This is a genomic window from Streptomyces griseoflavus (assembly GCF_014649995.1).
In the GTDB taxonomy this organism is placed as follows: domain Bacteria; phylum Actinomycetota; class Actinomycetes; order Streptomycetales; family Streptomycetaceae; genus Streptomyces; species Streptomyces griseoflavus.
On the sequence record NZ_BMUC01000007.1, the window covers coordinates 328,626 to 354,487 of the forward strand.

Genomic DNA, 25,862 nt, shown 5'->3' on the forward strand with positions numbered 1-25,862 from the left:
CGGGGAGCGGCAGTCACTCATGGCATCACGGCGGGACGAACTCAACGCCTACACGTTCGCGAAGCGGCGCATGCTGGCCGCGTTCCTCCAGCCCTCACCTACGGGGTCGGAGGAGGGAGCGCCCCGGCCGCTGCGCGCGGTCGTCCCCAGCCTGGTGGTCGGCGCGCTGGTGCTCGGCGTGTTCGGCGCCTGGGGCATGTTCAAGCCCACCGCCCCGCCCGACTGGGACAAGCCCGGTACCCGCGTGATCGTCGGCAAGCAGTCGACGACCCGGTACGTCGTCCTCAAGACGGACGGTGACACCCGCCTGCACCCGGTGCTCAACCACGCCTCCGCGCGCCTGCTGATGAAGGACGCCGGATACAAGGTGGTCCAGGTCGACGACAAGATCCTCGACTCCGGCAAACTGCCGCGCGGACCCATCCTCGGCATCCCCTACGCCCCCGACCGCCTGCCCTCCGCGGACGAGGCCGGCCGGGCCAAACGCTGGGCCGTCTGCGCGCAGCCCGGCGGCAAGAACGGCAACAGCACCGTCCAGGAGGCGACGTTCGTGCTCGCCGACGCCGACAAGAAGAAGACCGAGGGAGCGGGCCGGCTCACCGGCGGCGACACCCTGTACGTCAAGACCCGCGGCGGCGAGCGCCACCTCGTCGACGCCCGCGGGACCTCGTACGCCGTCACCGGCGCCGAATCCGACCCGCTGACCGTCGCCCTCGTCGGCTCCCGCACACCCCAGCTCGTCTCCGAGGAATGGCTCGCCACCCTTCACGAGGGCGATCCCATCCGCTTCCCGCGGCTCCCCGCGAACGTCGGCGATCCGGCGGGCGTCCCGGGACAGCTGTCGGCGGACGAGAACAGGGTCGGCACGGTCCTCAGGACGGAGACCGGCGAGGGGACCCGGTACTTCGTCGTCCTGCCCGGAAAGGTGCAGCCGGTCAGCGAGTTCACCGCCTGGCTGCTGATCTCCTCACCGCAGACGGCCGTACTGAACCTGAACGGCAAGGCCCGCACCGTGGGCCTGCAGGACTTCACGGCCGACCCCGAGCCGTTCGCCGGGCAGCCCGCCGACTGGCCCCGGCTCCGGGCCCAGCAGGTCAACTCCGCCGACAGCGGCCGGAACACGGTGTGCAGCGTGCTGCGCGACGTGGGCGAGGACAACTCGACGGTGCTCAGCACCTGGGCGGGCAGCGGCTACCCCGTCGAGATCACGGCCGGCGGCACCAGCACCTACGTGACCCCCGGAACCGGTCAGCTCTACACGCAGATCCAGGGCACCGCCTCCGACGCCGGTTCCCTCTTCCTGGTGACGGACACCGGACTGCGGTACGCCGTCCAGGCGAACGGGGACAGCGACAGCGACACCTCCGACATCGGCGCGGGCGCCCCGGACAAGGACGACGCGGGTCAGGAGCAGGACACCGCGCCCGAGCCCAGCGAGGCCCAGGTCAAGCTCGGTTACCAGAACGTCAGGCCGACGAGGATCCCGCTGGCCTGGTCCGAGTTCCTCGCCAAGGGACCGCGCCTGGACACCAACAGCGCACGGCAGCCCCAGGGTTCGTGATCCGGGGGACCCGGGCGGACACCCGCCGCCCCACCACGCACGGACCACGGACGACGGACATGAAAGGGACCGCACCGGTGTCGCCCACCAAGGCCGCCCTGCTGGCCACCGCCGTACTGCTGACCGCACTCGGCGCCGCTCCGCCCACCCCCGCCCGCGCGGCGTCCGGACCGCCGCCCGAGCCCGTCCGGCTCGACGGCAGCGGAGAGTGCACCTACCCCAGTGAGCAGCAGTTCAAGGCACGCCCCTGGTCCCTGCAGCGCGTCCTGCTGGACGAACTCTGGCAGGGCACCGGCAAGGGCAAGGGCGTCCGGGTCGCCGTCATCGACACGGGCGTCGACGACAAGAACCCCCAGCTCACCGGCGCCGTGGACAAGGCGGCCGGACTGGACCTGCTCACCACGGGCAAGGGCGGCGACCCCACCAACGACGAGGTGGGGCACGGAACGAAGGTCGCCGGCATCATCGCCGCCCGCCCCCGCGAAGGAACCGGATTCGTCGGCCTGGCACCGGGCGCCACCATCATCCCGATCCGCCAGAACGACGCCGACAGCAGCGGCGACTCCGACAGCATGGCGCGGGCCATCGACCACGCCGTGGCCCGCGGCGCCGACGTCATCAACATCTCCCAGGACACCGCCAAGCCGCTGTCCGCCACCTCCGCCCTCGCGGAGTCGGTCCGCAAGGCCATCGCGCGCGAGGTCGTCGTGGTCGCGTCGGCGGGCAACGACGGTCTCGACGGCAAGGCCAGGAAGACCTACCCCGCCGCCTTCGACGGCGTCCTCGCCGTGGCCTCCTCCGACCGCAACAACGAACGCGCCGCCTTCTCCCAGGCCGGCGACTTCGTGGGAGTGGCAGCGCCGGGAGTCGACATCGTCTCCACGGTCCCCGGCGGCGGCCAGTGCACGGACAGCGGCACCAGCTTCTCCGCCCCCTTCGTCGCCGGGGTGGCGGCCCTCCTCAAGGAGAAGCACCCCGACTGGACCCCGGCCCAGATCGTCACCCGGATCGAACAGACGGCGGAGCGCTCGGTCAACGGCCACGACGACTTCGTCGGCTGGGGCGTGGTCGACCCGGTCCGCGCCGTCCAGGAGTCCGACCTCGCCGACCCCCCCTCGTCCCCCACGCCCGACCCCGGGGTGGCCAGGGCCAAGTCGCCCGACGTCGCCCCGTTCTCCCTGGCGGAGACCCCGGCGGAACGCGACGAACGGCACGCCACCTACGCCCTGGGCATCACCGGGGTCCTGGTCACCGTCATCACCGGTACCGCGGTGGCCCTGCGCGACCTGCGCCGCCGCCGGGGGGAGCGGGAGGCGTGACGTCCCGCGCGGGTCAGTCGCCGGCGGCCGCGTTGCCCGCCGACGGCTCCAGGTCGAACTCCCCGTCCCGCGCCCCCAGGACGAAGGCACGCCACTCGGCCTCCGTGTAGCGCAGCACCGTCCCCGGATCGAGCGAGGACCGCATGGCCACCGCGCCGTCGGGCAGGTAGGCGATCTCCACCCGCTCCTCGTGCTCCTCCGTGCCCGGAGCGGAGTGCCACTCGACGCCGGAGATGTCCAGCGCGTACAGCTCGTCCCGCTCACGCTCCTTGCGCGCCTTGATGTCCTCGGGCGTCTCGCGCTCCCGGTCCGGCAGATCAGCCATGGCGGAACGGTGTCCTCTCGTCACGTACGAACGATCCCCGGCCACAGTACTGGGCACCCCCCGCGGGGCATGTCCGTTCCGTGGCCGGATCACACGGTTGCGGCGGACAGTACCGGGCCCGAACTCGCCCGTGGCCGCTTTGCAGTTGGAACACCCACACCAAGTGACTAAAGTGGCTCCCGGTGCCACGCGTGTGGTACCGCACGGGGGCGGCGCGACGCTGCGACCACGTGTCGCGCTGGGAGGCAGCGGTTCTTGCCCGCCAGGACACCTGGACATCCGTCCATGGCGACCCGTCACGGTGGCGACGGCCACCAGCACTTCACAAGGAGGGCAAGAGGCACATGAGCGTCGACTACAGCGACTCCGACCTTACGGATCTCGCCAACAAGATCCAGGACTTCCACACGGACGTGAGCAAGAGGGTGACGTCCCTCAACACCGTCGTCGACATGATCCAGGCGGGCTGGCAGGGCGCCGCGGGCAAGGAGTTCGACGCCGTCCAGCGCGGGGTCAACCAGCACCTGAAGAAGCTCCAGGACGACCTCGTCGACCTCGAGGACGTCATGCGGATGAGCGTCAAGGGCTTCAGCGCGAACGAGCAGGAGCGCGTCTCCGAGATCCGCCGGGTGGACAACTCCTACCAGGTCTCCAGCCGCATCACCGACCTCGCCTGACCGACACCGCCGCATCCGGGAGAAGCACACAGTGAGCGTCAACTACGACCGCACAGCGGTCAACTTCGACACCGTCACCCAGGCCGCCATCGACGTCCGCAAGACGGCCAAGGAGATGAGCGAGCAGCTCGACGTCCTCATGCGCCAGGTCAAGGCCGTCGCCGAGACCTGGGAGGGCGAGGCGAAGACCGCCTACACCGAGATCCAGCGCAGCAGCAGCGTCGAGATGGACCAGATGTGCCAGAAGCTGGCCCGCATCGCCCAGCTCCTCGACGAGTCCGTCATCGGCTACAAGGACACCGACCACGGCAACGCGGCCCGCTTCCGCATGCTGATGGGCTGACCCACACGGCACTGCGCCGGCCGAAGAGGAGGCGAACCGGCCCCGGTACGCCTCCTCTTCGCCTGCGCGCTTCGCCACGTCCCGGCCGGCGAAGGCGCGTTGCACACCACCGTCGACGTGTGTGATCTTTGAGCACATGCGTGCGAATGGGGGCGGCGCCGACATGACCACGACCAACGACGCCGGCACGGCGAAGCCACAGGAAGCACGGCAGCAGCCGGACGACAGGGCCGGCCTGGCCGGCACCGTACGACGGGCCAAGCGCGGTGAGGCGTCCCCGCAGGACGTCTTCGACGCCTTCCTCCGAACCCGCGTGTACTGCGAACGACCGCAAAAGCCGGGCTTCTTGACGATGAACGCACCGGAGTCCGCAGCCGACGACGCACCGCCACGCTCCCGCATCCTCGACCTGGCCACCGCCGAACCCGCCGCCCCTGCGGCGACCCGGCTGGTACCGGTGTTCACCTCGCTGGAGCAGTTCCAGCTGTTCACCGGCGGCGGAGCATGGTTCTCGACCACGGGCGCCGACCTCCTCGGCCTGCTGCCACCTGAACTCGACGTCTGGCTGGACCCGGCCGCCGAGCACACCGTGCGCCTCGCCTCGGCCGCCACCGCCGCCGAACCGGTACTGCACATCTCCTACCGTCCCCGGGGCAGTGCGGCATGAGCGACGTACAGGGTTGGCTCATCCGACGGGGCGCGGACGGCGGCGAGTTCAAGTGGGAGGTGCAGTTCCTCCAGTCGATCGCACGGCCGCTGGAGGAGTCCACGTCCGCTGCCCGGAAGATCTCCAAGGAACGCGCCGGCCAGTTCTTCGACGACGCCTTCCAGGTCACCGAGGACAGGACCGGTGCCGGTGAAGTCACCGAGGCGGTCAACGACTTCCTTGACAAGTGGTGCCACGGCCTGGGCTGCATCGCCGACGACGCCGACATGATCGTCGCCGCGCTGAGCGCCACGATCAACGACTTCCTGGTCACCGAGACCAAGAACCGGTACAAGGCCATGATGCTCGAGCGGCAGCAGCAGTACGAGAACGACCACCCCGTCACCACATGGCTCGAGGAGCACGGACTAGCCGAGGACGGCGAGGTCCAGGCCCGACTGGTGCCGGTGGAGCGCGACGGCCAGGACCAAACCCCTGACGGACCCCGGAAGTAGCGGCAGGAGCGGGAACACCAGCATGTCGGAGAAACGGTTCCTCCTTCGCCGTATATGGATCGGCCCCGCGGACACGGTCCAGGACTGGATCCCGGGCAAACCCGCTGAGCTCGACCGGCTGATCAAGAAACTCGGCGGCGCGGCGGCACACTTCGGCGAGGGCGCGGAACAACTGCGCAAACTCAACACCGACCCCTGGCAGGGCGAGGCCGCCGAGGAGTTCCGCAAGACGGTCAAGAAGCTGCCCAAGGACCTCGACGGAGCGATGGGCGCCTTCGTCGAGGCGGGCGCCGCCGTACTCGCCTACCGCGAGGTCCTCGGCGGCGCCCAGCGCCTCACCCGGCACATCCTCGACCACGAGGCACCCGTCGCCCGCGAGCTCTCCCGCCAGTACGCCAAGGCCGTCGACGACTACAACGCGGCGATCAAGACGGAAGCGCCCACGCTGCCCACCCGGCCACCCGAGACCGACCCGGGGCGGACCGCGATGGCGGAACTGGTCGAGATGATCAACACCGCACGGGGCGAGGTCGCCGAGGCGGCCGACGCCGCGAAGCGGACGCTGAACAAGGCCGCGGAGAAGGCTCCGAAACGACCGAGCGGCCGGCAGCGCATGACCGAGGGAGCGAAGGAGGGCTGGAACGACCTCGTCGAATTCGGCCTCGCCGTCAACCCGGGCCGACTGCTCACCGAACCGAAGGCCTACCTCCACGACGGAGCGATGGTCATCGACGGCGGCGTGGGCGCGGTCAGGGACCCGGTCGGCTTCTCGAACGCCATCTACGACGGCGCCGTCAACACCTGGGACGAATTCCAGAAGGACCCGGCCCGCATGCTGGGCTACGCGGTGCCCAGCCTCGCCGGCGGAGCGGCCTTCAAGGGCGCGGGAAGCCTGGCCCGCCACATGGACGGCCGCAACGCCATGGGCAGCCCGACGGGCCTGGGCACGGCCGGTTCCCACGTGGACGGAAGCGACCCCGGCACCCACAGCGACGGCCACGCCACCCAGCACAACCCCACCGACCCGGTCGACCTGGCCACCGGCAGGATGTATCTGCCTCAGACCGACGTGACCCTCCCCGGAACACTTCCCCTGGTGTTCAAACGCCGCGCGGAGTCCGGCTACCGCGCCGGCCGCTGGCTCGGCCCCTCCTGGTCCTCGACCGTCGACCAGCGGCTCGAGATCGAGCCCGACCGCATCGTCTTCGTCCACGAGGACGGCCTGATCCTGGCCTTCCCGCACCCGGCGGCGGACGGTACGAGCCTGCCGACGGAAGGACCACGCTGGGAGCTGCGCTCCGAGCCCGAGGGCTACACGATCACGAACCCCGCTCTCGGACGCACCTGGCACTTCGCCCGGCATGCCGACGACCACGCCCTCCTGGACCGGATCGACGACCGCAACGGCAACCGCATCACCTTCGAGCACGACACGGACGGCACCCCCACCGCCCTCTCCCACAGCGGCGGCTACCGCATCCGCATCACTGCCGAAGACCACCGCATCACCGCCCTGCACCTGGTGGGCGGGGCCCCGGACGGCAGCGACCAGCAACTGATCCGCTACGGCTACTCCACGGCAGGTGACCTCACCGAGGTGGTGAACTCCTCCGGCCTGCCGCTCCGCTTCACCTACGACGCAGCGGGCCGCATCACCTCCTGGACCGACACCAACGACCGCGGCTACACCTACGCGTACGACGACCGCGACCGCTGTATCGCCGAGGGTGGCGCCGAAGGCCACATGAGCCTGCGGATCGCGTACACCGACCGGGACCCCGAGACGGGCCTGCGCACCACCACCGCCACCACGGGCAACGGACACGTCTACCGCTACTTCGTCAACGAACTGAGCCAGGTGGTGGCCGAGGTCGACCCGGTGGGCGCGGTCACCCGCTTCGACCGGGACCGCTACAACCGCCTGCTGTCCCGCACCGACGCCCTGGGCCACACCACGCGCTTCGGCTATGACGAGGCAGGGAACCTCACCTCTGTCCTACGTCCCGACGGCCGCGAGCCCCGAGCCGACTACAACGACCTCCACCTTCCCACGACGGTCCGCCACCCGAACGGCACCACCGCCCACCAGACGTACGACTCCCGCGGCAACAGAACCTCCCTCACCGCGCCGACGGGTCACACCACCCACTTCACCAACGACGAGCGCGGCCGCCTGACGGCCGTCATCGACCCCCTCGGCCACACGACAGCGATCCACTGCGACAACGCCGGCCTCCCCGTACGCGTCACGGACCCTCTCGGCGCGACAACGTCGTACGAACGGGACTCTTTCGGCCGCCCGGTCACGATCACTGACCCCACAGGCGCGGTGACCCGCTTCGAATGGACCGTGGAGGGACGCCTGTCCCGCCGCACCGCCGCCGACGGCACCACCGAGTCCTGGACCTACGACGGCGAGGGCAACTGCACCACTCACACAGACCGACTCGGCGGTGTCACACACTTCGAATACACGCACTTCGACTTGCTGACGGCCCGCACGGGCCCGGACGGAGTGCGCTACGAGTTCGACCACGACACAGAACTGAACCTCACCAAGGTCACCAACCCCCAGGGCCTGACCTGGAACTACACCTACGACCCCGCCGGCCGCCTGAGCACGGAAACCGACTTCGACAACCGCACCCTCACGTACACGTACGACGCGGCCGGCCGCCTGACGTCCCGCAGGAACGTGCTGGGCCAGACCCTGTCGTACGAGCGCAACGCACTGGGCCAGGTGACCGCCAAGTACACGCCCGACGGAGCCACCACTTACGCGTACGACACCACCGACCTACTGACCCAGGCCACCGGCCCCGATGGCACGACCCTGATGATCGACCGGGACATCCACGGCCGAGTCCTCTCCGAAACGGTCGACAGCCGCACCCTCACCTACGCCTACGACGACCTCGGCCGCCGCACGGCCCGCACGACCCCCACCGGTGCGACCACCACCTGGACCTACGACCCGGCGGGCCGCCGCACCGGCATGACGGTCTCGGGCCGCACCATCGACTTCACCTACGACCCGGCCGGCCGGGAACTGACCCGCCGCATAGGCGAATCGATCACCTTGGCCCACACGTTGGACCCCGTGGGCCGCCCGACAACCCAGTCGGTGACAGGCACAGACGGTAGTTCCGTGCAGCACCGCGCGTACACCTACCGCGCCGACGGCAACCTGATCGGCATCGAGGACCAGCTCTCGGGCCCGCGCCGCTTCGACCTGGATGTGACTGGCCGCGTGACGGCCGTCCACGCCGCGAACTGGACCGAGCGTTACGCCTACGACGAGGCCGGCAACCAGACTCAGGCGTCCTGGCCGAGTTCCTACCCCGGCCAGGACGCCGCAGGAGACCGCACCTACTCCGGCATGCACGTCACCCGAGCCGGCCGCGTCCGCTACGAACACGATGCCCTGGGCCGCACCACCCTCCGCCAGAAACCGCGCCCGTCCCGCAAGCCGGACACCTGGCACTACACATGGGACGCGGAAGATCGCCTGGCCTCGGTCATCACCCCCGACGGCACCCGCTGGCGCTACACCTATGACCCCCTGGGCCGCCGCACGGCCAAGGTCCGCCTGGCTGAGGACGGCGACACCGTCCTGGAACGAGTGTCCTTCGCCTGGGACGGCACAACTCTCTGCGAGCAGACAACAACATCCGTCTCTCTCCCGAACCCGGTCACCCTGACCTGGGACCATCGCGGCCTCCAGCCCATCGTTCAATCAGAGCGCATCACCGCCGCGGACGCCCGTCAGCAGGAGATCGACTCCCGCTTCTTCGCCATCGTCACCGACCTGGTCGGCACCCCCACCGAACTCATCGACGAACACGGCGACATAGCCTGGCGCACCCGCAGCACCCTGTGGGGCACAACAACCTGGCCGACCTCCAGCACGGCCTACACACCCCTGCGCTTCCCCGGCCAGTACTACGACCCGGAAACGGGCCTGCATTACAACTACTTCCGCCACTACGACCCGGAAACGGCGCGGTACCTCACACCTGATCCGCTGGGTCTCGCACCGGCCCTCAATCCTGCGGCGTACGTGACGAATCCGCAGACTAACGCTGACTTTCTTGGGCTTTCCCCGTCATATGAAAATCAAATGCCGAATGAGTTGGATAGTGAACTAGCGGTTGCGGATCGCCTGGGCGTCAGGCCGCTAAGAGTGGGGGATGATGGGTTTGATGAAGCGATAAACTCCGGAACTGTAAAATGGGTCGTAGATGGAAATGGCAATCTTCTCGTAATGCCCAAGTATGTTTCGGGTATCGAGCTGAAGCATCCCGTTCTGACGCGCGGAGGGAAAGTGCAGACAGCTGGAGAGGCGGAGATCTCTGGGAGTGGGGGAAACTACTTCGGTATGGAGATCAATAATAACAGTGGGCATTACAGACCCTCGCAGGAGAGCCTGGGAGTCGGAAGGGAGGCGTTTGAGCGTGCAGGAATTCCATTCTTCGAATGACGCACTGGACGAGGGCTCGGCGCAATTCGGAAGTGAAAAGATCTCGGGCGCGCCACTTGAAGAACTAGAGACCTTGGTGATGCAATCGGATCACTTGGTCCTCGACTGGCAATCATGGGAAACGGTGCGCGATTTGTCGGTCGGCAGGATGCGCAATCCTGACCTGGACAGGGAGACGCAGATTCGTTGGGCCCGGCTCGCCTTGGCCGCGCTTAGTCGGAAGCAGAACAGTGGAAAATTCGAATCGGCGAGCGTTCTAGCTGACGAGATTCACGTACGCGTGTACGCAGTGCAGCATTTTGGGCCGTTGCAGGGCGATCCGCTTCGCGATCCGATCCAAGTGTGTCGGGCCGTCTTTGAAGAGATTCGTGAATCGCGAGACGACGTGGATGCCATCACGGATGAATGGACATCGCTTCCCAGGAAGGAGATTCTGCGGTTGCGGCGTATCAAGAATCTCCTGACCCTGCTTCGTCCGATCATTGACCTCATCCCGTCGGAGGCGCCGCAGCATCACCAGCTCACAGAGTGGCTGCCACTTATTCCTCGGTTGCCTTGACGCCCGTTGACGCCGCCGCGCGCGCCAGTATCAGCAGTCAGCGCAGCCACACTCGTGCCGTGACCTGAATGATCGGCGCGTTCATCTCCTTCGTGTTTGGAGAGGTCCTTGCCCTTCAGGACTCGACCTCTGAGGTCAGCCAGGAGGCACCCACACCGGTGTCGATGACAGTGATGGTGATGCCGCTTCCCGTGCTCACCTCCCACATCACCTTGGCCTGCATGGCATCGAGATGCCAGTGGCGGTCCCGCCCGGACTCCGCGTGGGCGGGTGCCGCGGCGATTCCCACCAGCAGCAGGCCGAGGGCAGCCGCCGCGATGGAGAAGCGCTGCCGTGACGGCGTGCTGCTGGCGTGCATGTGTCCTCCTGGGCTGAGGGCGTACTCAGGGGCGTCGCCCCTCGTCAGAAGATCCAGGAGGGGAAGGCGCGACGTGCCCTGCCGGCGGTCCGTAGGGCGGCGGCTGCATCGGCGGTGCGTAGGGGGAGTAGGTCGGTGGGACCGGCGGGGCTGTCGGAACCGGAGCGGTCTTCCGACGACGGGCGCGAAGCACGGGGATGGCGACAGCGGCCGCGAGGAGTGCGGCGGCTGCTACACCCGCAGCTACCCATGCGGCTCGGCTTCCGTCGTTGTCGCCCGACGCGGACGAGGCAGGCTTCGCCTTGTCAGTCGCTGTGACATCGCCCCCCGCGCCGGTGGCGGGTGGGGTGCCCACTGATGGCGGCGGCGATGCGGCCGCTGTCAGATCGGGCAAAGGGTACTGATCAGCCGGACCCGGGTCACCTGGATTCTGGAGCGCGATGCGGGGACGGACGATGCCGTAGCCGAGGGAATCCGTCCGCTTCTCGCCGCTCTTGGCCTTTCCGGCGGTGTTCAGCATGACGCGGAGAACCTGGTGGTTGGTCCAGTCCGGGTGCTGTGCCCAGATCAGTGCGGCAGAGGCCGAGGCCAGGGCTGCGGAAGCACTCGTGCCGCTCCCTTTGCAGATCTGCGTACGCCCAGCACAGGCGTTGACGATGTCGCCGCCGGGAGCGGCGAGGTCGACTTGCGGACCGCGCTGGGACTCCTTCAGGACTTTGCCGTCTTCGTCCGTGCCTCCCACACCCACAACCCCGGGGGTCGCGGCTGGGTACTCCTCGAGGTTGGACTTGTCCCCGCTGTTGCCGACAGCTGCGAAAATCAGCTTGCCCTTGCTGATGGCGTATCGGACTGCGGACTCAAGCTCTACGGTTCCGACGTTTCTTCTGCCCGGCGCGTCGGAATTGCCCATCGAGACGTTGATGATCTGGGCCTCGGAGTCCGCCGCGTAGCGAATCGCCTGCGTCAGGACGCGTGAGTACTGCGCTTTGCTGTCGACTTGACCGTAGTTCTCCGTGGAATACCGCATCCGGATCGGCAGGATCTTGGCGCCTGGCGCGAGACCGTAGGACCCCTGTTCCGCTCCCCGTGCTCCCGTGGCCGCGATCAGTGCCGCTGTGGATGTCCCATGGTCGGCGATGTCGGTGTTCTCATCACCACGTTGCTCGGAGTAATCCTTACCTTCGAGGACTTGCCCCCTCAGGTCGGCAAGGGTGTCATCGACGCCGGAGTCGATGACGGCAACGGTGATGCCCTTGCCGGTACTTCTCTTCCACATCTCCTCGGCCTGCATGGCGTCGAGATGCCATTGCATCGAGCGAACCGACTGGGCATGGGCGGGTGTTGCTGCGACGCCCACCAGCAGCAGGCCGAGGGCAGCCGCTGCGATGGAGAAGCGCTGCCGTGATGGCGTGCTGCTGGCGTGCATGTGTCTTCCTGGGCCGAGGGGCGTACTTAAGGGTGTCGCCCCTCGTCGGAGGATCCGGGAGGGGGAGGTGCGATGTGTCCTGCCGGGGGTCCGTAGGCCGGGGGCTGCATGGGCGGTGCGTAGGGGGAGTAGGTCGGTGGGGCCGGCGGGGCTGTCGGACTCGGAGCGGTCTTCCGACGACGGGCGCGAAGCACGGGGATGGCGACAGCGGCCGCGAGGAGTGCGGCGGCTGCTACGCCCGCTGCGATCCACGCAGTTTCGATGCCGCCGTCGTCGGAGGAGGTGGCAGTTGAGGGATCCGGCTTGTCGGCTGTTGCGCTGCCACCTTTGTCGTCCCCTGTGGACGGTGACGCTTCGTCCGACGGAGTCTTCGGGGCGGCTGCGTCCAGATCGGGCAGGGGGTATTCATCCGCAGGGCCCGGGTCACCCGGGTTCTTCAGAGCGATCCGAGGCCGTGCCATGCCGTAGCCCACATAGTCCGTTCGCTCCGCACCGCTCCTGGCCTTGCCGGCTGTCTTGATCATGACTCGGAGGACTTGGTGGTTGGTCCAGTCGGGGTGCTTCGACCAAATGAGTGCGGCAGATGCTGAAGCCAGAGCGGTCGCGTTACTGGTGCCACTGCTCTTGCAGACTCCCGTACGTCCGGTGCAGGCATTGACGATGTCGCCACCGGGGGCAGTGAGGTCGACTTGCGGACCGTGCTGGGATTCCTCCAGCGCATTGGCGTCCTTGTCAGTGGCTCCTACGCCAACGACGCCCGGGGTCGCCGCCGGGTACTCCAAGAGGTTGGAGGTGTCGCCGCTGTTGCCGACGGCCGCGAAAATCAGTTTCCCCTTGTCGATGGCGTATCGGACCGCCGACTCCAGCTCCGGTGTGCCGACGTTCCGTCTGCCTGGCGCGTCGGAGCTGCCCATGGAGATATTGATGATCCGCGCGTCCGTGTCCGCCGCGTAGCGGATCGCTCGGGTCAGAACGCGCGAGTACTCCGCCTTGTTGTCGACCTTGCCGTACTCCTCGGTGGCGTAGCGCATCCGGATCGGGAGGATCTTGGCGTCCGGCGCGAGGCCGTAGGACCCTTGTTCCGCTCCTCGTGCTCCCGTGGCCGCGATCAAGGCCGCGACGGAGGTCCCGTGGCCTTCGATGTCGGTGTGCTCGTCACCGCGTTGCTTGGAGTAGTCCTGTCCACTCAGGACTTGGCCCTTCAGGTCGGCGAGAGTGCCGTCGACGCCCGAGTCGATGACAGCGACAGTGATGCCCCGCCCGGTGCTGACCTCCCACATCTCTTCAGCGTGCATGGCGTCGAGGTGCCATTGCATCGAACGGATCGATTCGGCGTGGGCGGGTGTTGCGGCAATGCCTACCAGCAGCAGGCCGAGAGCGGCCGATGCCATGGAGAGGGGCCACCGTGAATGCTTGCTGCTGGTGCGCATGTGCCTTCCTGAGTACGGAGGTTCTCTTGACGGCTCAGTCGACGACAGGCGGAACCGCACGCTGGTTCCTGCGAGCCCACGTCTCCTCGTCTTCCGCGAGGTATCCCGGACGCTGAGTCTGCTCCTGGCGATTGTCGCGGCGAGAGGACGACTGATGACCGGGCTGCATCCCGCTTGTCGCGCGACCGGCCATCGAGCCGTGGGCTGACTCGCCGGCGTTCGACTGGCGTACCAGCCCGACACCGCCCGGTGTGAACGGCCGTGGTCCGGAGCGGCCCGGCTGAACCGGCCGGCTGCCGACCACACCGCCGGTTTCCGAAGCAAGCCGCCGCCCGCCGCTGGTGCCGTTCTGCCCGGCTGCTGGACTTCCACCGGACGGAACGCCCGGAGACACACCGCGTCCCATGGGTGCTTGTCCTTGGGAGGGACGTCCGTGGCCGAGATCGGCGCCGATCACTGTTCCCCGCGGGAGGGCGGTAGCGGGCTTGCCCGCACCGGGAAGCACCGGGCGCCCTCCGACGATGCCGGGATCACCCGGAACACGCAGACGTCCACCACTCGGCGTGCCCTGCCCCGACACCAAAGTCGAGCGAACGGTCGGAGGCGTCTGCTGCGGACCAGCCGCACCGGGGACGCCACCACGGCCTGGGACTGTTTGCGGGACGATCACCGGTTGCTGGGCGTGGCCGACATCGGGACGCGAGCCGGTGACGGTCTGCGTCGGTGCCGCGTTGGCGGGCGTCGTGGAGCGGGTATCCGGCACAGCGGTCACGCCGTCGATGTTCATGGCCGCGGGCCGTGACTGTTCTCTGTCGAAAGTCGAGGTGTCACCGGACGAGGGCAGGTAAGTACTCGATGACGCCCTGACGGGTGCGCCGGCTTGTCCTTCAGACCCGCCAGTTCCGACATAGGAGCTGGTTGTCGCTGCATAGCCTCCCGGCATGGCAACGTCCTGCCCCTGCGGCGCCCGCCATTCCTTTGCCTCCAAGTGCTGCGCCGGAGGCGCAAAAGTGGGTGGCTCGACGCTGTTCACTTGATGGGCCGAGTACTCGTACGTCTGTGCCAGCTTCCTCAGCTGCTGGATCGCCTCAGCCCTCGCGGCCTCCATACGCTGCTGCGCCGCCGTCGCGTCGGACTGGGCCGTCTGGGCCAGCTTGCGAGCGTCGGGGTCGTTGCGGGCGCCCGGTTCCTGCGTCGCTGCGATGGTCTTCCGCGCGTCGGCGAGGTCCGCCTTGGCCTGCGTGGTCTCGGATGTGGCCGGCATCGCCGCCTTGGCTTCGGCGACCGCCTGGGCCACCGTGGCCATCCAGCGGGACGACACCTCGGCGTACTGCCCCAGGCGCAGCGTCGCGGCCGCGCTCTGCCCACCCCAGTCACGGAAGGCGTCCCCGCCCTCTCCCTGCCATTCAAGCCCCTTGACGTACGTCATGAGGTCGTCGCCGATCTTGGTGATCGTCGAAGAGGCCTTGGAGAGCTTCGTGGCGAGGAGCGACGCCCCTTCCGAACTCGCCGAGTCGATCAGGGCTGCAAGCTGCTCGTGGGTCATGGACTCAAAGTCCGTACGCCCTGGCTGCGGTGCTCCGCGGCCCGACTGCGCGCCCATCAGTGGGTCACCCCCCTGTCCTCTGCGGTTGCGGGCGCCTCAACCTCGACGGCCGGCTGCTCCACATACGGATCCCGCTCCACGACGTAGTACTTCTCCGCCTCCGCGTTGACCGCCTTCATCCGCGCCTTGATGTCCGCGTCCAGGTTCTCGTAGCCCACCCGGGACGCCTGCACCGCCAGCCCCATGCCCTCGATCTGCGCGCCCAGGGCCTTGGACAGCTTCTCCAGTTCGTCGTGGACGATGGCGTACGAGTCGTAGAGGAACTGCGCTTCCTGGAACTCCGCGGCACCCAGCTGCGCGCGCTTGAGGCGGTCCTGGCCGACCTTCGACGGCGCGGCCTCGGACTCGTCCAGTTCCCGCAGCAGGTTGTCGACGCGCTTCTTGAAGCCCGCCATGGCGCTGTGCTGGATGTCCAGCGCCATCGCCGGGTTCACATGGGCCAGCGTGTCGAACGACTTGCCCGTGTCCGGCGCGCCGCCCGTGCCTCCGCCGCCCCCGTTCGAACTCACGTCTACTGCCTCCCCGTTACCTCACGGGCGCCCCTTCCGGCGCCCAGTCGATCACCCTAGTGCCGTTGCGGAAGCAAGCCCACTTGAATCAGCGGTGTCCCGCGCTTGCGCGAGACGAACACGCCACGTCCCGGCGGCATCGGGCGGGCCCGCACGTTGCCGAGAATGTCACCCTCACTGGGGTCACCCGAGAGGACGATGCCCTGGGCGCCCAGTTCCTTCAGGCGCTGCATGAACGACTCGAACATCGCGCGGGAGGCCCCGGCGGAGCTCCGCGCGATGACGAACTTCACACCCACGTCCCGCGCGAAGGGCAGGTGTTCCACCAACTGCGACAGCGGGTTGCCGGAGTTGGCCGCGACCAGTTCGTGGTCGTCGACCAGGATGAACAGCTGCGGGCCGCTCCACCAACTGCGATCGCGCAACTGCTGCGGTGTGATGTCCGGCTTGGGCGCCCGCTTCTCCATGAACTGCCGTACGGCGTCCATGTGCACCTGCATCGCGGACGCCATGGGCGCGTACTCGAGGAGGTGGCTCTCCGGCACCGCTTCCAGCATGGTGCGCCGGTAGTCGCCGACCACGATGCGGGCCTCGGCCGGGGTGTAGCGTTCGGCGATCTGCTTGGCGATCAGGCGCAGCAGGTTGGTCTTGCCGGACTCGCTCTCCCCGAAGACGAGGAAGAACGGGTCGGTGTCGAAGTCGATGAACACCGGTTCCAGGTTGGCCTCGTCGATGCCGATCGCGATGCCGTGCTGAGGGAACTCGAAGCCCTTGGGCAGTTGGTCGGCGGGCAGTTTGCGGGGGAGCAGCCGCACCGTGGGGGCCGGCGGGCCCTGCCAGCCGTCCTTGACCGTGCGGACCAGCTGGGCCGTTGCGTCGGCGAGACCGTCGGGTGCGGACGAGGCATCGATCCGCGGCATCGCCGTCATGAAGTGCAACTTGGCGGGAACCTGTCCGCGGCCGGGCACCCCGGCCGGCACGTTCAGGGCGACCTTGCGGTCGAACTCGGAGTCCATGGCGTCGCCGAGGCGCAGTTCCAGGCGGCCCAGGATCTGGTCCTTGAGGACCGCGCGCACCTCCATGTAGCGCGAGGCGGCGAGGACGACGTGGACGCCGTGGCCCAGACCCCGGGCGGCGATGTCGTTGACGATGCCTTCGAGGCCCTCGTAGTCGTTGCGGAAGTTGCCCCAGCCGTCGATGACGAGGAAGACGTCCCCCCACGGTTCGCCGGGGAGTTCGCCCGCCGCGCGGCGCCGGCGGTAGGTGGCGACCGAGTCGATGCCGTGCGCGCGGAAGAACTGCTCGCGGCGGTTGAGGATGCCGGCCACCTCGGCGACCGTGCGCCGTACCCGCTCGGGGTCGAGGCGTGAGGCGACCCCGCCCACGTGCGGCAGGTCGGCCACCGCGGACAGGCCGCCTCCGCCGAAGTCCAGGGCGTAGAACTGCACTTCGTGCGGTGTGTGGGTGAGCGCGAAGGAGGTGATCAGGGTGCGCAGCAGCGTCGACTTGCCCGACTGCGGGCCGCCGACCACCAGCATGTGGCCGGCCGCGGCGGAGAAGTCCTGGTAGAGGATTTCCCGCTTCTGCTCGAACGGCTTGTCGATCAGCCCGAGCGGGACCGTCAGGCTGCCCGGCACGGGGTAGTCCGGCGGGTGGACGCCCCGTTCCGGGGAGACGGCCAGGGCGGGCAGCAGCTCGTCCAGCGACGGCGCCCGGTCCAGCGGCGGCAGCCACACCTGGTGCGCGGGCACGCCCTGCCCCTCCAGCCGCTGCACCACCACGTCCAGGACGGAGTCGGCCAGCGCGTCGTCCTCCTGACGCCGGTCGGGGCCGGGCGTCCGGTCCGGGTCCGGCGCCGCGTACGTCACCGGCACCGGTGCGGCGGTGAACAGCGCGGGCCGGCGCTCCACGGGCAGGCTGTCTCCGCGGCCGGTGTCCGGGCCGCCCGCGCGGTACGTCCCGGACACGTACGCCGCCTTGAACCGCACCATCTCGTCCGTGCCGCTCTTCAGGTACCCCGAGCCGGGGACGGAGGGCAGGTGGTACGCGTCCGGCACGCCGATGGCGGTCCGGGACTCGGCGGCCGAGAACGTCCGCAGACCGATCCGGTACGACAGATAGGTGTCCAGCCCGCGCAGCCGGCCCTCCTCCAGCCGCTGCGAGGCGAGCAGCAGATGCACCCCCAGCGAACGGCCGATGCGGCCGATCTGGATGAACATGTCGATGAAGTCGGGTTTGGCGGTGAGGAGTTCGCTGAACTCGTCGATCACGATCACGAGCGAGGCCAGCGGCTCCAGCGGAGCGCCGGCGGCGCGCGCCTTCTCGTAGTCGTGGATGTTGGCGTAGTTGCCGGCGGCGCGCAGCAGCTCCTGGCGGCGCTGCAGTTCACCGCGGATCGCGTCGCCCATGCGGTCGACGAGGGTGAGGTCGTCGGCGAGGTTGGTGATCACGGCGGCGACGTGCGGCATCCGGGACATGCCCGCGAAGGTGGCGCCGCCCTTGAAGTCCGCCAGGACGAAGTTCAGCGTCTCGGAGGAGTGGGTGACGGCCAGTCCCAGCACCAGCGTGCGCAGCAGCTCGGACTTGCCGGAACCGGTCGCGCCCACGCACAGACCGTGCGGGCCCATGCCCTCCTGCGCGGCCTCCTTGAGGTCCAGCATCACGGGGCGGCCGTCCTCGCCGACCCCGATCGGCACCCGCAGGCGCTCCGGGACGGACCTCGGCCGCCAGGTGCGCGCGACGTCCACGGCCGCGGCGTCCCCCAGGCCGAGCAGCTCGGTGAAGTCCAGGTTGGCGAGCAGGGGTTCGTCGTCGTCCCCGCCGCCCAGACGCAGCGGCGCCAGCTGCCGCGCGAGCGCCTCGGCGGCGGGCAGGGACAGTCCGTCGGGCTCACCCTCGTAGGCGATCCCGGCCCCCGAGTCGAGCCACAGCCGCTCCGGACGGACGACGACGGACAGATCTCCGCGCGGCTGGTCCAGTTCGCCGGAGACGACCTCGACGATCGTCACGCCCTGAAGACCCTCCGCGGCCGCGAAGGCGGACATCGGGGGGACCATGCCGCCGTCGAGGACGATCAGGATGTGCGGCTGGTCCAGGAGCGGCCTGCCCTCCCGGCTGAAGCGGGGCCGGCCTTCCAGCCGGCCCGCCAGGAGCTGTTCCAGCTCACCCAGGTCGTCCCCGAAGAGCCGGAGGCTGCCGGCCCCGTCGAACGACCCCGGCACCTGGCAGTGCGGCAGCCATTTCGTCCAGTCCCATCGGTCCACCGCGCCCGGCGCGGTCACCACGGCGAGCACCAGGTCGTCGGGGGAGTGCAGCGTGACGGCCTGGGCCACCAGTGCGCGGGCCGCGGCCTGGGCGCGGTCCGGATCTCCGGAGACCGTCACGTGGTAGAAGGCGCGCAGCGACACGGCGACCGGCAGGCCGTCCAACTGGCCGTGCACGGCCAGGAAGCGCTGCATGGCGCCCGCGCAGAGCGGCTCCAGCTCGTCGACCGGGGCGGTCTGCGGTGCGGACAGCGGCGTGGCGAGCTGCTGCGGGCCCAGACCGAGTCGCACCTGACCGAAGTCGGCGTCCCCCACGCGTCGTTCCCACACCCGGCTGCCCTCGGCGACCACGGCCCACAGCTGCTCGGGCGCGGGATGCAGGTACAGCTGCGCGTCGCGCTGCCGGCGAGCCGTGCCGCGGACCCTGCGGCGGGTCTGCGCGAGATAGCGGAGGTAGTCGCGGCGCACGTCGGCCATTTGCCCCTGCGTACCGCGGCGGTGACGGACGATCTGGGCGACGACCATCGCCACCGTCGACACCAGCATCACCACACCCATGATCCGCATGAACGGATGGGCGTTGGGGGACGCGAAGTAGAACACCACCGACGAGCCCATGCCGAGCGTGGGCAGCACCTGCATGAGCATGCCCTCCTGCTGCCCGCGCGGCAGTTCGGGAGGATTCTCCAGTTGCAGCTCGTCCGAGGGCACTTCGGGCGGCAGGGTACGCGGTGGGCGCTTGATGACGATCTGGCTCACCGGAGCATCAATCCCCCTGTGCGGACAATCGGTTGCACACCGCACCCCCGTGGTGACGGTCGTCCTCCGCACTCGGGCGATCCTACGTGCCACCACCCCCACCGCCAGTCGGTAGGGTGGCCCGGCGCAGCGTACGCATCCGCGAAGCAGGGGGGCAGTGAAGGTGAGTACGACCACGGCGACGGGGTTCTGCCGAGTGACGGTGGTGGCACCCGACAGCCGTATCGACGTGGCGCTCCCGGTCGACATACCGGTCGCCGACGTCCACCCGGAGATCCTGAGGCTGACGGGCCAGACCCAGGAGGCCGGCACGCCGACCGGATACCACCTGGTGCGACGCGACGGCAGGGTCCTGGACGGCGCCCGCACGCTGGCCGACGAGCGGATCCTCGACGGGGACGTCCTCAGCCTGCGGCCCTTCGCCCAGTCGCTGCCGCCCGCCGTCCACGACGACGTGCCGGACGCGGTCGCCTCCGCGGTCGTCCGTGACCGGCACCTGTGGAGCGACGGCCTGCTGCGTGCCGCGGGCCTCTCCGGCGGTGCCGTCCTGCTGCTGATGCTCGCGTTCGTCCTGTGGTCCGCCGACCCCGTGCGCCACGACATGCACGGGCTGCCCGGCGTCATCGCCGGAGCCCTCGGCCTCCTGCTCACCGCCTTCGCCGGTGTCCGCGCGCGGGTCTACGACGACCGGGCGTCCGCCGTCGCCCTGGGCCTGGGCGCCCTGCCCCTGCTCCTGATCGCCGGGTCGGGCATCGTCGCGGCCCAGGACGGGCAGGGGCCGGGCCGGCTGCAGTTCATGCTGGGCTGCGCCGTCGTGCTGGTGGCGTCGGTGACCCTGCTCGCGCTCGCCCCCGGATCGGACGCGCCCTTCGTCGCCGCCACGTTCGTCGCGGCGGTGGGCACCCTGGCCACCTTCGTCGTCATCGCCACCGAGGCCTCGGCGAGTGACGCGGCCGCCGTGTGCGCCCCCTGCGCGATCGGTCTGGTCGCTTTCCTGCCGGGCCTGTCCGCCCGCTTCGCGCGGCTGCCGATCGGCTACGCGGCCCCCCGGTCCGCCCTCGCCGACGAATTCGACCCCGATCCCTCCCAGGCGCCCGACGCGGAGGCCCTCGACGCCGAACGCATCGCGGCCCAGGCCCGGCGCGGCCACGAACTGCTGCTGGGGCTGGTGGGCGGCACCTCTGCCGTCGTCGTCGCCTCCGCCGCAGTCCTCGGCTTCTCGGACAACGTCTGGGGACAGCTGCTCGCCCTCGCCGCCGGTCTGTCGATGCTGATCCGCGCCCGCCTGTTCCGCTACACCTCACAGGTGGTCTGCGCCCTGGCCGCCGGTCTCGGCGCCATCACCGCCCTGCTGCTGGGACTGGTGCTCGACCCGCCGTCCGGCGCCCTGGACGAGTTCATCCTGCACGGCGACCGGGGAGCGCTCGACCTGCGGACGGTCTGGCTGACGGCCGCCGTCGCGGCCGGCGCCGCGCTGATCACCGCCATCGGTCTGGTCGTCCCGCGCAAGGGGCTGACCCCGTTCTGGGGCCGCTTCCTCGACCTCGCCGAGTCGGCCGTGCTGCTGACGCTGGTGCCGCTGTGCCTGGCGGCGCTCGGCGTCCTCACCGCCGTACGGGCCCTGACCGGCTGAGACCCGCACCCGCCCCGGGCAGCGCGCGGCCGGCCGACGCCCTGGTACCCTGGCTGACGGCCGTTTGTGTACGCACCCCCGGAGCGAGCTGTCGCCCTGGAGGCCGCGCCCAGCGGATCCCCGCCTTCCGAGTCGTGGAAGACCCCCCGAGAAGCAGACCGGGGGCACTCGGTGGCCACTCACAGACTATGAGGAGTACGCGTGTCGCTCGACGCCGCAGTGAAGAAGCAGATCATCTCCGAGTTCGGTACCAAGGAGGGTGACACCGGCTCCCCCGAGGTCCAGGTCGCTCTGCTGTCCCGTCGGATCTCCGACCTGACCGAGCACCTCAAGACCCACAAGCACGACCACCACTCCCGCCGTGGTCTGCTGATCCTGGTTGGTCAGCGCCGCCGGCTGCTGCAGTACCTCGCCAAGAAGGACATCCAGCGCTTCCGTGCGCTGGTCGACCGCCTCGGCATCCGCCGCGGTGCGGCGGGCGCCAAGTAGGACGCCGTGCAGGGAGCGGTTCCCGGGACAAGGGGGCCGCTCCTTTTGCTGTACGTGCGGACTGTCACCGCACCTTTGTAGTGTGGTAGCACAACGCAAGAGACACGACACGGTGTGATGCCCCGCCCCGCATGGGTATGCGGACCCGCGGGGGTCACCCACCGACGTCATCGGACGTCACGACGCACGAGGAGAAGCGCACCTCGCCGCCGCCGGTCCTCGGTAGTGGCCCCCGGGAGAGTGAACCCCGGGTGCTTCGATCGAAGACCGGCCCGCACCAGTGGAGCGCTTCTCCGCCACCGTCCCCTCGCCACACGGGCGAGCAGGGACAAAAGACGACAAGTAACGGAGAAATCGCTAGTGGAGAACGAGACCCACTACGCCGAGGCCGTCATCGACAACGGCTCCTTCGGCACCCGCACCATCCGCTTCGAGACGGGCCGCCTGGCCCGTCAGGCCGCTGGCTCGGCCGTGGCCTACCTGGACGACGACACCATGGTGCTGTCGGCCACCACCGCCTCCAAGAACCCCAAGGACCAGCTCGACTTCTTCCCCCTGACGGTGGACGTCGAGGAGCGGATGTACGCGGCGGGCCGGATCCCCGGTTCCTTCTTCCGCCGCGAAGGCCGGCCGTCCGAGGACGCCATCCTCACCTGCCGCCTCATCGACCGCCCGCTGCGCCCGTCCTTCAAGAAGGGCCTGCGCAACGAGATCCAGGTCGTCGCCACGATCATGGCGCTCAACCCCGACCACCTGTACGACGTCGTGGCCATCAACGCCGCCTCCGCGTCCACGCAGCTGGCCGGCCTGCCCTTCTCCGGCCCGATCGGCGGCGTCCGCGTCGCGCTGATCCGCGGCCAGTGGGTGGCCTTCCCGACGCACACCGAGCTCGAGGACGCCGTCTTCGACATGGTCGTCGCGGGCCGCACCCTGGAGGACGGCGACGTCGCGATCATGATGGTCGAGGCCGAGGCCACCGAGAAGACCATCAAGCTGGTCGAGGGCGGCGCCGAGGCGCCGACCGAGGAGGTCGTCGCCGCCGGTCTGGAGGCCGCGAAGCCCTTCATCAAGGTGCTTTGCCGCGCCCAGGCCGACCTCGCCGCGAAGGCCGCCAAGCCCACTGGCGAGTTCCCGGTCTTCCTGGACTACCAGGACGACGTCCTCGAGGCCCTGACCGGCGCGGTCAAGCCGGAGCTCGCCTCCGCGCTGACCATCGCCGGCAAGCAGGAGCGCGAGGCCGAGCTGGACCGCGTCAAGGCCCTCGCCGCCGAGAAGCTCCTGCCGGAGTTCGAGGGCCGCGAGAAGGAGATCTCCGCCGCGTACCGCTCGCTGACCAAGACCCTGGTCCGTGAGCGCGTCATCAAGGAGAAGAAGCGCATCGACGGCCGCGGTGTCACCGACATCCGCACCCTGGCCGCCGAGGTCGAGGCCATCCCGCGCGTGCACGGCTCGGCGCTGTTCGAGCGTGGCGAGACCCAGATCCTGGGCGTCACCACCCTCAACATGCTCCGCATGGAGCAGCAGCTGGACACCCTTTCCCCGGTGACCCGCAAGCGCTACATGCACAACTACAACTTCCCGCCCTACTCCACCGGTGAGACCGGCCGCGTCGGCTCCCCGAAGCGCCGCGAGATCGGCCACGGCGCCCTCGCCGAGCGCGCCCTGGTGCCGGTGCTGCCGGCGCGCGAGGAGTTCCCCTACGCGATCCGTCAGGTCTCCGAGGCCCTCAGCTCCAACGGCTCGACGTCCATGGGCTCCGTGTGCGCCTCCACCATGTCGCTGCTGAACGCCGGTGTGCCGCTGAAGGCCCCCGTCGCCGGTATCGCCATGGGCCTGATCTCCCAGGAGATCGAGGGCGAGACGCACTACGTCACCCTCACCGACATCCTCGGTGCCGAGGACGCCTTCGGCGACATGGACTTCAAGGTCGCCGGCACCAAGGAGTTCGTGACCGCCCTCCAGCTCGACACCAAGCTGGACGGCATCCCCGCCTCCGTCCTGGCCGCCGCCCTCAAGCAGGCCCGTGACGCCCGCCTCCACATCCTCGACGTGATGATGGAAGCGATCGACACGCCGGACGAGATGTCCCCCAACGCGCCGCGGATCATCACCGTGAAGATCCCGGTCGACAAGATCGGCGAGGTCATCGGCCCCAAGGGCAAGATGATCAACCAGATCCAGGAGGACACCGGCGCCGAGATCACGATCGAGGACGACGGCACCATCTACATCGGTGCCGCCGACGGCCCCTCCGCCGAGGCCGCCCGCACCACGATCAACGGCATCGCCAACCCGACGATGCCCGAGGTCGGCGAGCGCTACCTGGGCACGGTCGTCAAGACGACCACGTTCGGCGCGTTCGTCTCCCTGCTGCCCGGCAAGGACGGTCTGCTGCACATCTCGCAGATCCGCAAGCTGGCCGGCGGAAAGCGCGTGGAGAACGTCGAGGACGTCCTCGGCGTGGGCCAGAAGGTCCAGGTCGAGATCGCCGAGATCGACTCCCGCGGCAAGCTCTCCCTGATCCCCGTGGTCGAGGGCGAAGAGGGCGACGAGAAGAAGGACGACGCCGACAAGTGACGTCCCGTGGCTCCCAGGCGACGGCCCGCACCTCCTCGGAGGCGCGGGCCGTCGCCCGTACCCAAACCCTGATCAAGGGCGAGAACGGCATCGGCACGGTCCGCAGGACCACCCTCCCCGGGGGCCTGCGCATCGTCACCGAGACGCTGCCCTCGGTGCGCTCGGCGACCTTCGGCATCTGGGCGCACGTCGGCTCCCGCGACGAGACCCCGGCTCTGAACGGCGCGACCCACTACCTGGAGCACCTGCTCTTCAAGGGCACCTCGCGCCGGTCCGCCCTGGACATCTCCGCCGCCCTCGACGCCGTCGGCGGCGAGATGAACGCCTTCACGGCCAAGGAGTACACGTGCTACTACGCGCGGGTACTCGACACCGACCTGCCGCTCGCCATCGACGTGGTGTGCGACATGCTCACCGGCTCGGTGATCCGGGAGGAGGACGTCGACGTCGAACGCGGCGCGATCCTCGAAGAGATCGCCATGACCGAGGACGACCCGGGCGACTGCGTGCACGACCTGTTCGCGCACACCATGTTCGGCGACAACCCCCTCGGCCGCCCGGTCCTCGGCACCGTCGACACGGTCAACGCCCTCACCGCCGGCCGCATCCGCCGCTTCTACAAGAAGCACTACGACCCGACCCACCTCGTGGTCGCCTGCGCCGGCAACGTCGACCACAACAAGGTCGTCCGCCAGGTCCGTACGGCGTTCGAGAAGGCCGGCGCGCTCAAGGACACCGCCGCCGAGCCGATCGCCCCGCGCGGCGGCCTGCGCACGCTGCGCACCGCCGGCCGGGTCGAGCTGATCGGCCGCAAGACCGAGCAGGCACACGTCGTCCTCGGCATGCCGGGCCTCGCCCGCACCGACGAGCGACGCTGGGCCCTCGGCGTGCTGAACACCGCCCTCGGCGGCGGTATGTCCTCCCGCCTGTTCCAGGAGGTCAGGGAGAAGCGGGGCCTCGCCTACAGCGTGTACTCGTACACCTCCGGCTTCGCCGACTGCGGCCTGTTCGGCGTGTACGCGGGCTGCAGGCCCTCCCAGGTGCACGACGTGCTGAAGATCTGCCGCGACGAACTCGATCACGTCGCCGAGCACGGACTGCCCGACGAGGAGATCGAGCGCGCCATCGGCCAGCTGAGGGGCTCCACCGTCCTCGGCCTCGAGGACACCGGCGCGCTGATGAACCGTATCGGCAAGAGCGAGCTGTGCTGGGGCGAGCAGATGTCGGTCGACGACATGCTGGCCCGGATAGCCTCGGTGACCCCGGACGACGTCCGCTCGGTCGCCCGCGACGTCCTGGGACGGCGGCCGTCCCTGTCGGTCATCGGCCCGCTCAAGGACAAGCAGGCGTCCCGCCTGCACGACGCCGTCGCCTGACCCCTCCCGTA

19 protein-coding genes are annotated in these 25,862 nt (G+C 69.4%); 12 read left to right on the plus strand and 7 right to left on the minus strand.

Annotated elements, in window-relative coordinates; all coding sequences use genetic code 11:
- The first annotated feature begins 19 nt into the window (after positions 1 to 19).
- Both eccB and mycP (IE172_RS17415) read left to right on the plus strand, forming a co-directional pair.
- The gene (gene eccB, locus IE172_RS17410; protein ID WP_190098148.1) at positions 20 to 1,561 is read left to right on the plus strand and encodes a type VII secretion protein EccB; all 1,542 of its coding nucleotides are present in this window, start codon (positions 20 to 22) and stop codon (positions 1,559 to 1,561) included.
- Positions 1,562 to 1,620: 59 nt separating this feature from the next.
- Entirely contained in the window at positions 1,621 to 2,880 is a 1,260-nt protein-coding gene (mycP, locus tag IE172_RS17415; protein ID WP_190098149.1) for a type VII secretion-associated serine protease mycosin, read from the plus strand.
- 13 nt (positions 2,881 to 2,893) lie between these two features.
- On the opposite strand, the gene IE172_RS17420 is transcribed toward mycP (IE172_RS17415), so the two are convergent.
- Positions 2,894 to 3,205, minus strand: a complete 312-nt coding sequence (locus IE172_RS17420) for a DUF397 domain-containing protein (RefSeq protein ID WP_190098150.1) — start codon at positions 3,203 to 3,205, stop codon at positions 2,894 to 2,896.
- Positions 3,206 to 3,549: 344 nt separating this feature from the next.
- Here IE172_RS17420 and IE172_RS17425 point away from each other — a divergent pair, with 344 nt between their 5' ends.
- The 6 genes from IE172_RS17425 (at position 3,550) to IE172_RS17450 (ending at position 10,425) form a co-directional block, all read left to right on the plus strand.
- On the plus strand, positions 3,550 to 3,882 hold the full coding sequence (locus IE172_RS17425; RefSeq protein WP_190098151.1) for a WXG100 family type VII secretion target: 333 nt from the start codon (positions 3,550 to 3,552) through the stop codon (positions 3,880 to 3,882).
- A gap of 31 nt (positions 3,883 to 3,913) precedes the next feature.
- Entirely contained in the window at positions 3,914 to 4,225 is a 312-nt protein-coding gene (locus IE172_RS17430; RefSeq protein WP_190098152.1) for a WXG100 family type VII secretion target, read from the plus strand.
- Positions 4,226 to 4,361: 136 nt separating this feature from the next.
- A complete protein-coding gene (locus IE172_RS17435; protein WP_229886145.1) occupies positions 4,362 to 4,892 on the plus strand; it encodes an SseB family protein in 531 nt (176 codons plus the stop codon).
- Positions 4,889 to 5,386, plus strand: a complete 498-nt coding sequence (locus IE172_RS17440) for a hypothetical protein (protein WP_190098154.1) — start codon at positions 4,889 to 4,891, stop codon at positions 5,384 to 5,386. Before IE172_RS17435 ends, IE172_RS17440 begins: the two co-directional genes overlap by 4 nt.
- A gap of 22 nt (positions 5,387 to 5,408) precedes the next feature.
- Positions 5,409 to 9,866, plus strand: a complete 4,458-nt coding sequence (locus IE172_RS17445; RefSeq protein WP_229886146.1) for a putative T7SS-secreted protein — start codon at positions 5,409 to 5,411, stop codon at positions 9,864 to 9,866.
- Complete coding sequence (locus IE172_RS17450) at positions 9,841 to 10,425, plus strand: hypothetical protein (RefSeq protein ID WP_190098155.1); 585 nt, start codon at positions 9,841 to 9,843, stop codon at positions 10,423 to 10,425. Before IE172_RS17445 ends, IE172_RS17450 begins: the two co-directional genes overlap by 26 nt.
- Before the next feature lie 115 nt (positions 10,426 to 10,540).
- Here the strand turns inward: IE172_RS17450 and IE172_RS17455 are convergent, their stop codons facing one another.
- The 6 genes from IE172_RS17455 to eccCa are packed head-to-tail and all read right to left on the minus strand — an operon-like array spanning position 10,541 to position 19,776.
- On the minus strand, positions 10,541 to 10,783 hold the full coding sequence (locus IE172_RS17455) for a hypothetical protein (protein ID WP_190098156.1): 243 nt from the start codon (positions 10,781 to 10,783) through the stop codon (positions 10,541 to 10,543).
- A gap of 25 nt (positions 10,784 to 10,808) precedes the next feature.
- A complete protein-coding gene (mycP, locus tag IE172_RS17460) occupies positions 10,809 to 12,209 on the minus strand; it encodes a type VII secretion-associated serine protease mycosin (protein WP_190098157.1) in 1,401 nt (466 codons plus the stop codon).
- 26 nt (positions 12,210 to 12,235) lie between these two features.
- Positions 12,236 to 13,639: a type VII secretion-associated serine protease mycosin gene (mycP, locus tag IE172_RS17465; RefSeq protein WP_190098158.1), complete on the minus strand. Its 1,404-nt coding sequence runs from the start codon at positions 13,637 to 13,639 to the stop codon at positions 12,236 to 12,238.
- A gap of 34 nt (positions 13,640 to 13,673) precedes the next feature.
- The gene (locus tag IE172_RS17470) at positions 13,674 to 15,185 is read right to left on the minus strand and encodes a hypothetical protein (RefSeq protein ID WP_229886148.1); all 1,512 of its coding nucleotides are present in this window, start codon (positions 15,183 to 15,185) and stop codon (positions 13,674 to 13,676) included.
- Positions 15,186 to 15,241: 56 nt separating this feature from the next.
- Positions 15,242 to 15,754: a DUF2563 family protein gene (locus IE172_RS17475; protein ID WP_190098160.1), complete on the minus strand. Its 513-nt coding sequence runs from the start codon at positions 15,752 to 15,754 to the stop codon at positions 15,242 to 15,244.
- Between the two features lie 56 nt (positions 15,755 to 15,810).
- Positions 15,811 to 19,776, minus strand: coding sequence for a type VII secretion protein EccCa (eccCa, locus tag IE172_RS17480; protein ID WP_190098161.1), 3,966 nt, complete (start codon positions 19,774 to 19,776; stop codon positions 15,811 to 15,813).
- A 163-nt stretch (positions 19,777 to 19,939) separates the two neighbouring features.
- On the opposite strand from eccCa, the gene eccD reads away from it, so the two are divergent.
- From eccD to IE172_RS17500, 4 genes are all read left to right on the plus strand, one after another.
- On the plus strand, positions 19,940 to 21,409 hold the full coding sequence (gene eccD / locus IE172_RS17485) for a type VII secretion integral membrane protein EccD (protein WP_190098162.1): 1,470 nt from the start codon (positions 19,940 to 19,942) through the stop codon (positions 21,407 to 21,409).
- A 201-nt stretch (positions 21,410 to 21,610) separates the two neighbouring features.
- Entirely contained in the window at positions 21,611 to 21,898 is a 288-nt protein-coding gene (rpsO, locus tag IE172_RS17490) for a 30S ribosomal protein S15 (protein ID WP_004924725.1), read from the plus strand.
- A gap of 360 nt (positions 21,899 to 22,258) precedes the next feature.
- A complete protein-coding gene (locus tag IE172_RS17495) occupies positions 22,259 to 24,475 on the plus strand; it encodes a polyribonucleotide nucleotidyltransferase (protein WP_190098163.1) in 2,217 nt (738 codons plus the stop codon).
- Entirely contained in the window at positions 24,472 to 25,851 is a 1,380-nt protein-coding gene (locus tag IE172_RS17500; RefSeq protein WP_190098164.1) for a M16 family metallopeptidase, read from the plus strand. Before IE172_RS17495 ends, IE172_RS17500 begins: the two co-directional genes overlap by 4 nt.
- Positions 25,852 to 25,862: the final 11 nt, after the last annotated feature.

What these genes read in the sequence shown, in the direction of transcription:
- IE172_RS17420 (WP_190098150.1), bottom strand. Translation starts at nt 3,205, where the DNA reads ATGGCTGATCTGCCGGACCGGGAGCGCGAGACGCCCGAGGACATCAAG.
- mycP (WP_190098158.1), bottom strand. Translation starts at nt 13,639, where the DNA reads ATGCGCACCAGCAGCAAGCATTCACGGTGGCCCCTCTCCATGGCATCG.
- eccB (WP_190098148.1), top strand. Translation starts at nt 20, where the DNA reads ATGGCATCACGGCGGGACGAACTCAACGCCTACACGTTCGCGAAGCGG.
- IE172_RS17440 (WP_190098154.1), top strand. Translation starts at nt 4,889, where the DNA reads ATGAGCGACGTACAGGGTTGGCTCATCCGACGGGGCGCGGACGGCGGC.
- IE172_RS17470 (WP_229886148.1), bottom strand. Translation starts at nt 15,185, where the DNA reads ATGACCCACGAGCAGCTTGCAGCCCTGATCGACTCGGCGAGTTCGGAA.
- mycP (WP_190098157.1), bottom strand. Translation starts at nt 12,209, where the DNA reads ATGCACGCCAGCAGCACGCCATCACGGCAGCGCTTCTCCATCGCAGCG.
- IE172_RS17425 (WP_190098151.1), top strand. Translation starts at nt 3,550, where the DNA reads ATGAGCGTCGACTACAGCGACTCCGACCTTACGGATCTCGCCAACAAG.
- IE172_RS17455 (WP_190098156.1), bottom strand. Translation starts at nt 10,783, where the DNA reads ATGCACGCCAGCAGCACGCCGTCACGGCAGCGCTTCTCCATCGCGGCG.
- mycP (WP_190098149.1), top strand. Translation starts at nt 1,621, where the DNA reads ATGAAAGGGACCGCACCGGTGTCGCCCACCAAGGCCGCCCTGCTGGCC.
- IE172_RS17435 (WP_229886145.1), top strand. Translation starts at nt 4,362, where the DNA reads ATGCGTGCGAATGGGGGCGGCGCCGACATGACCACGACCAACGACGCC.
- IE172_RS17445 (WP_229886146.1), top strand. Translation starts at nt 5,409, where the DNA reads ATGTCGGAGAAACGGTTCCTCCTTCGCCGTATATGGATCGGCCCCGCG.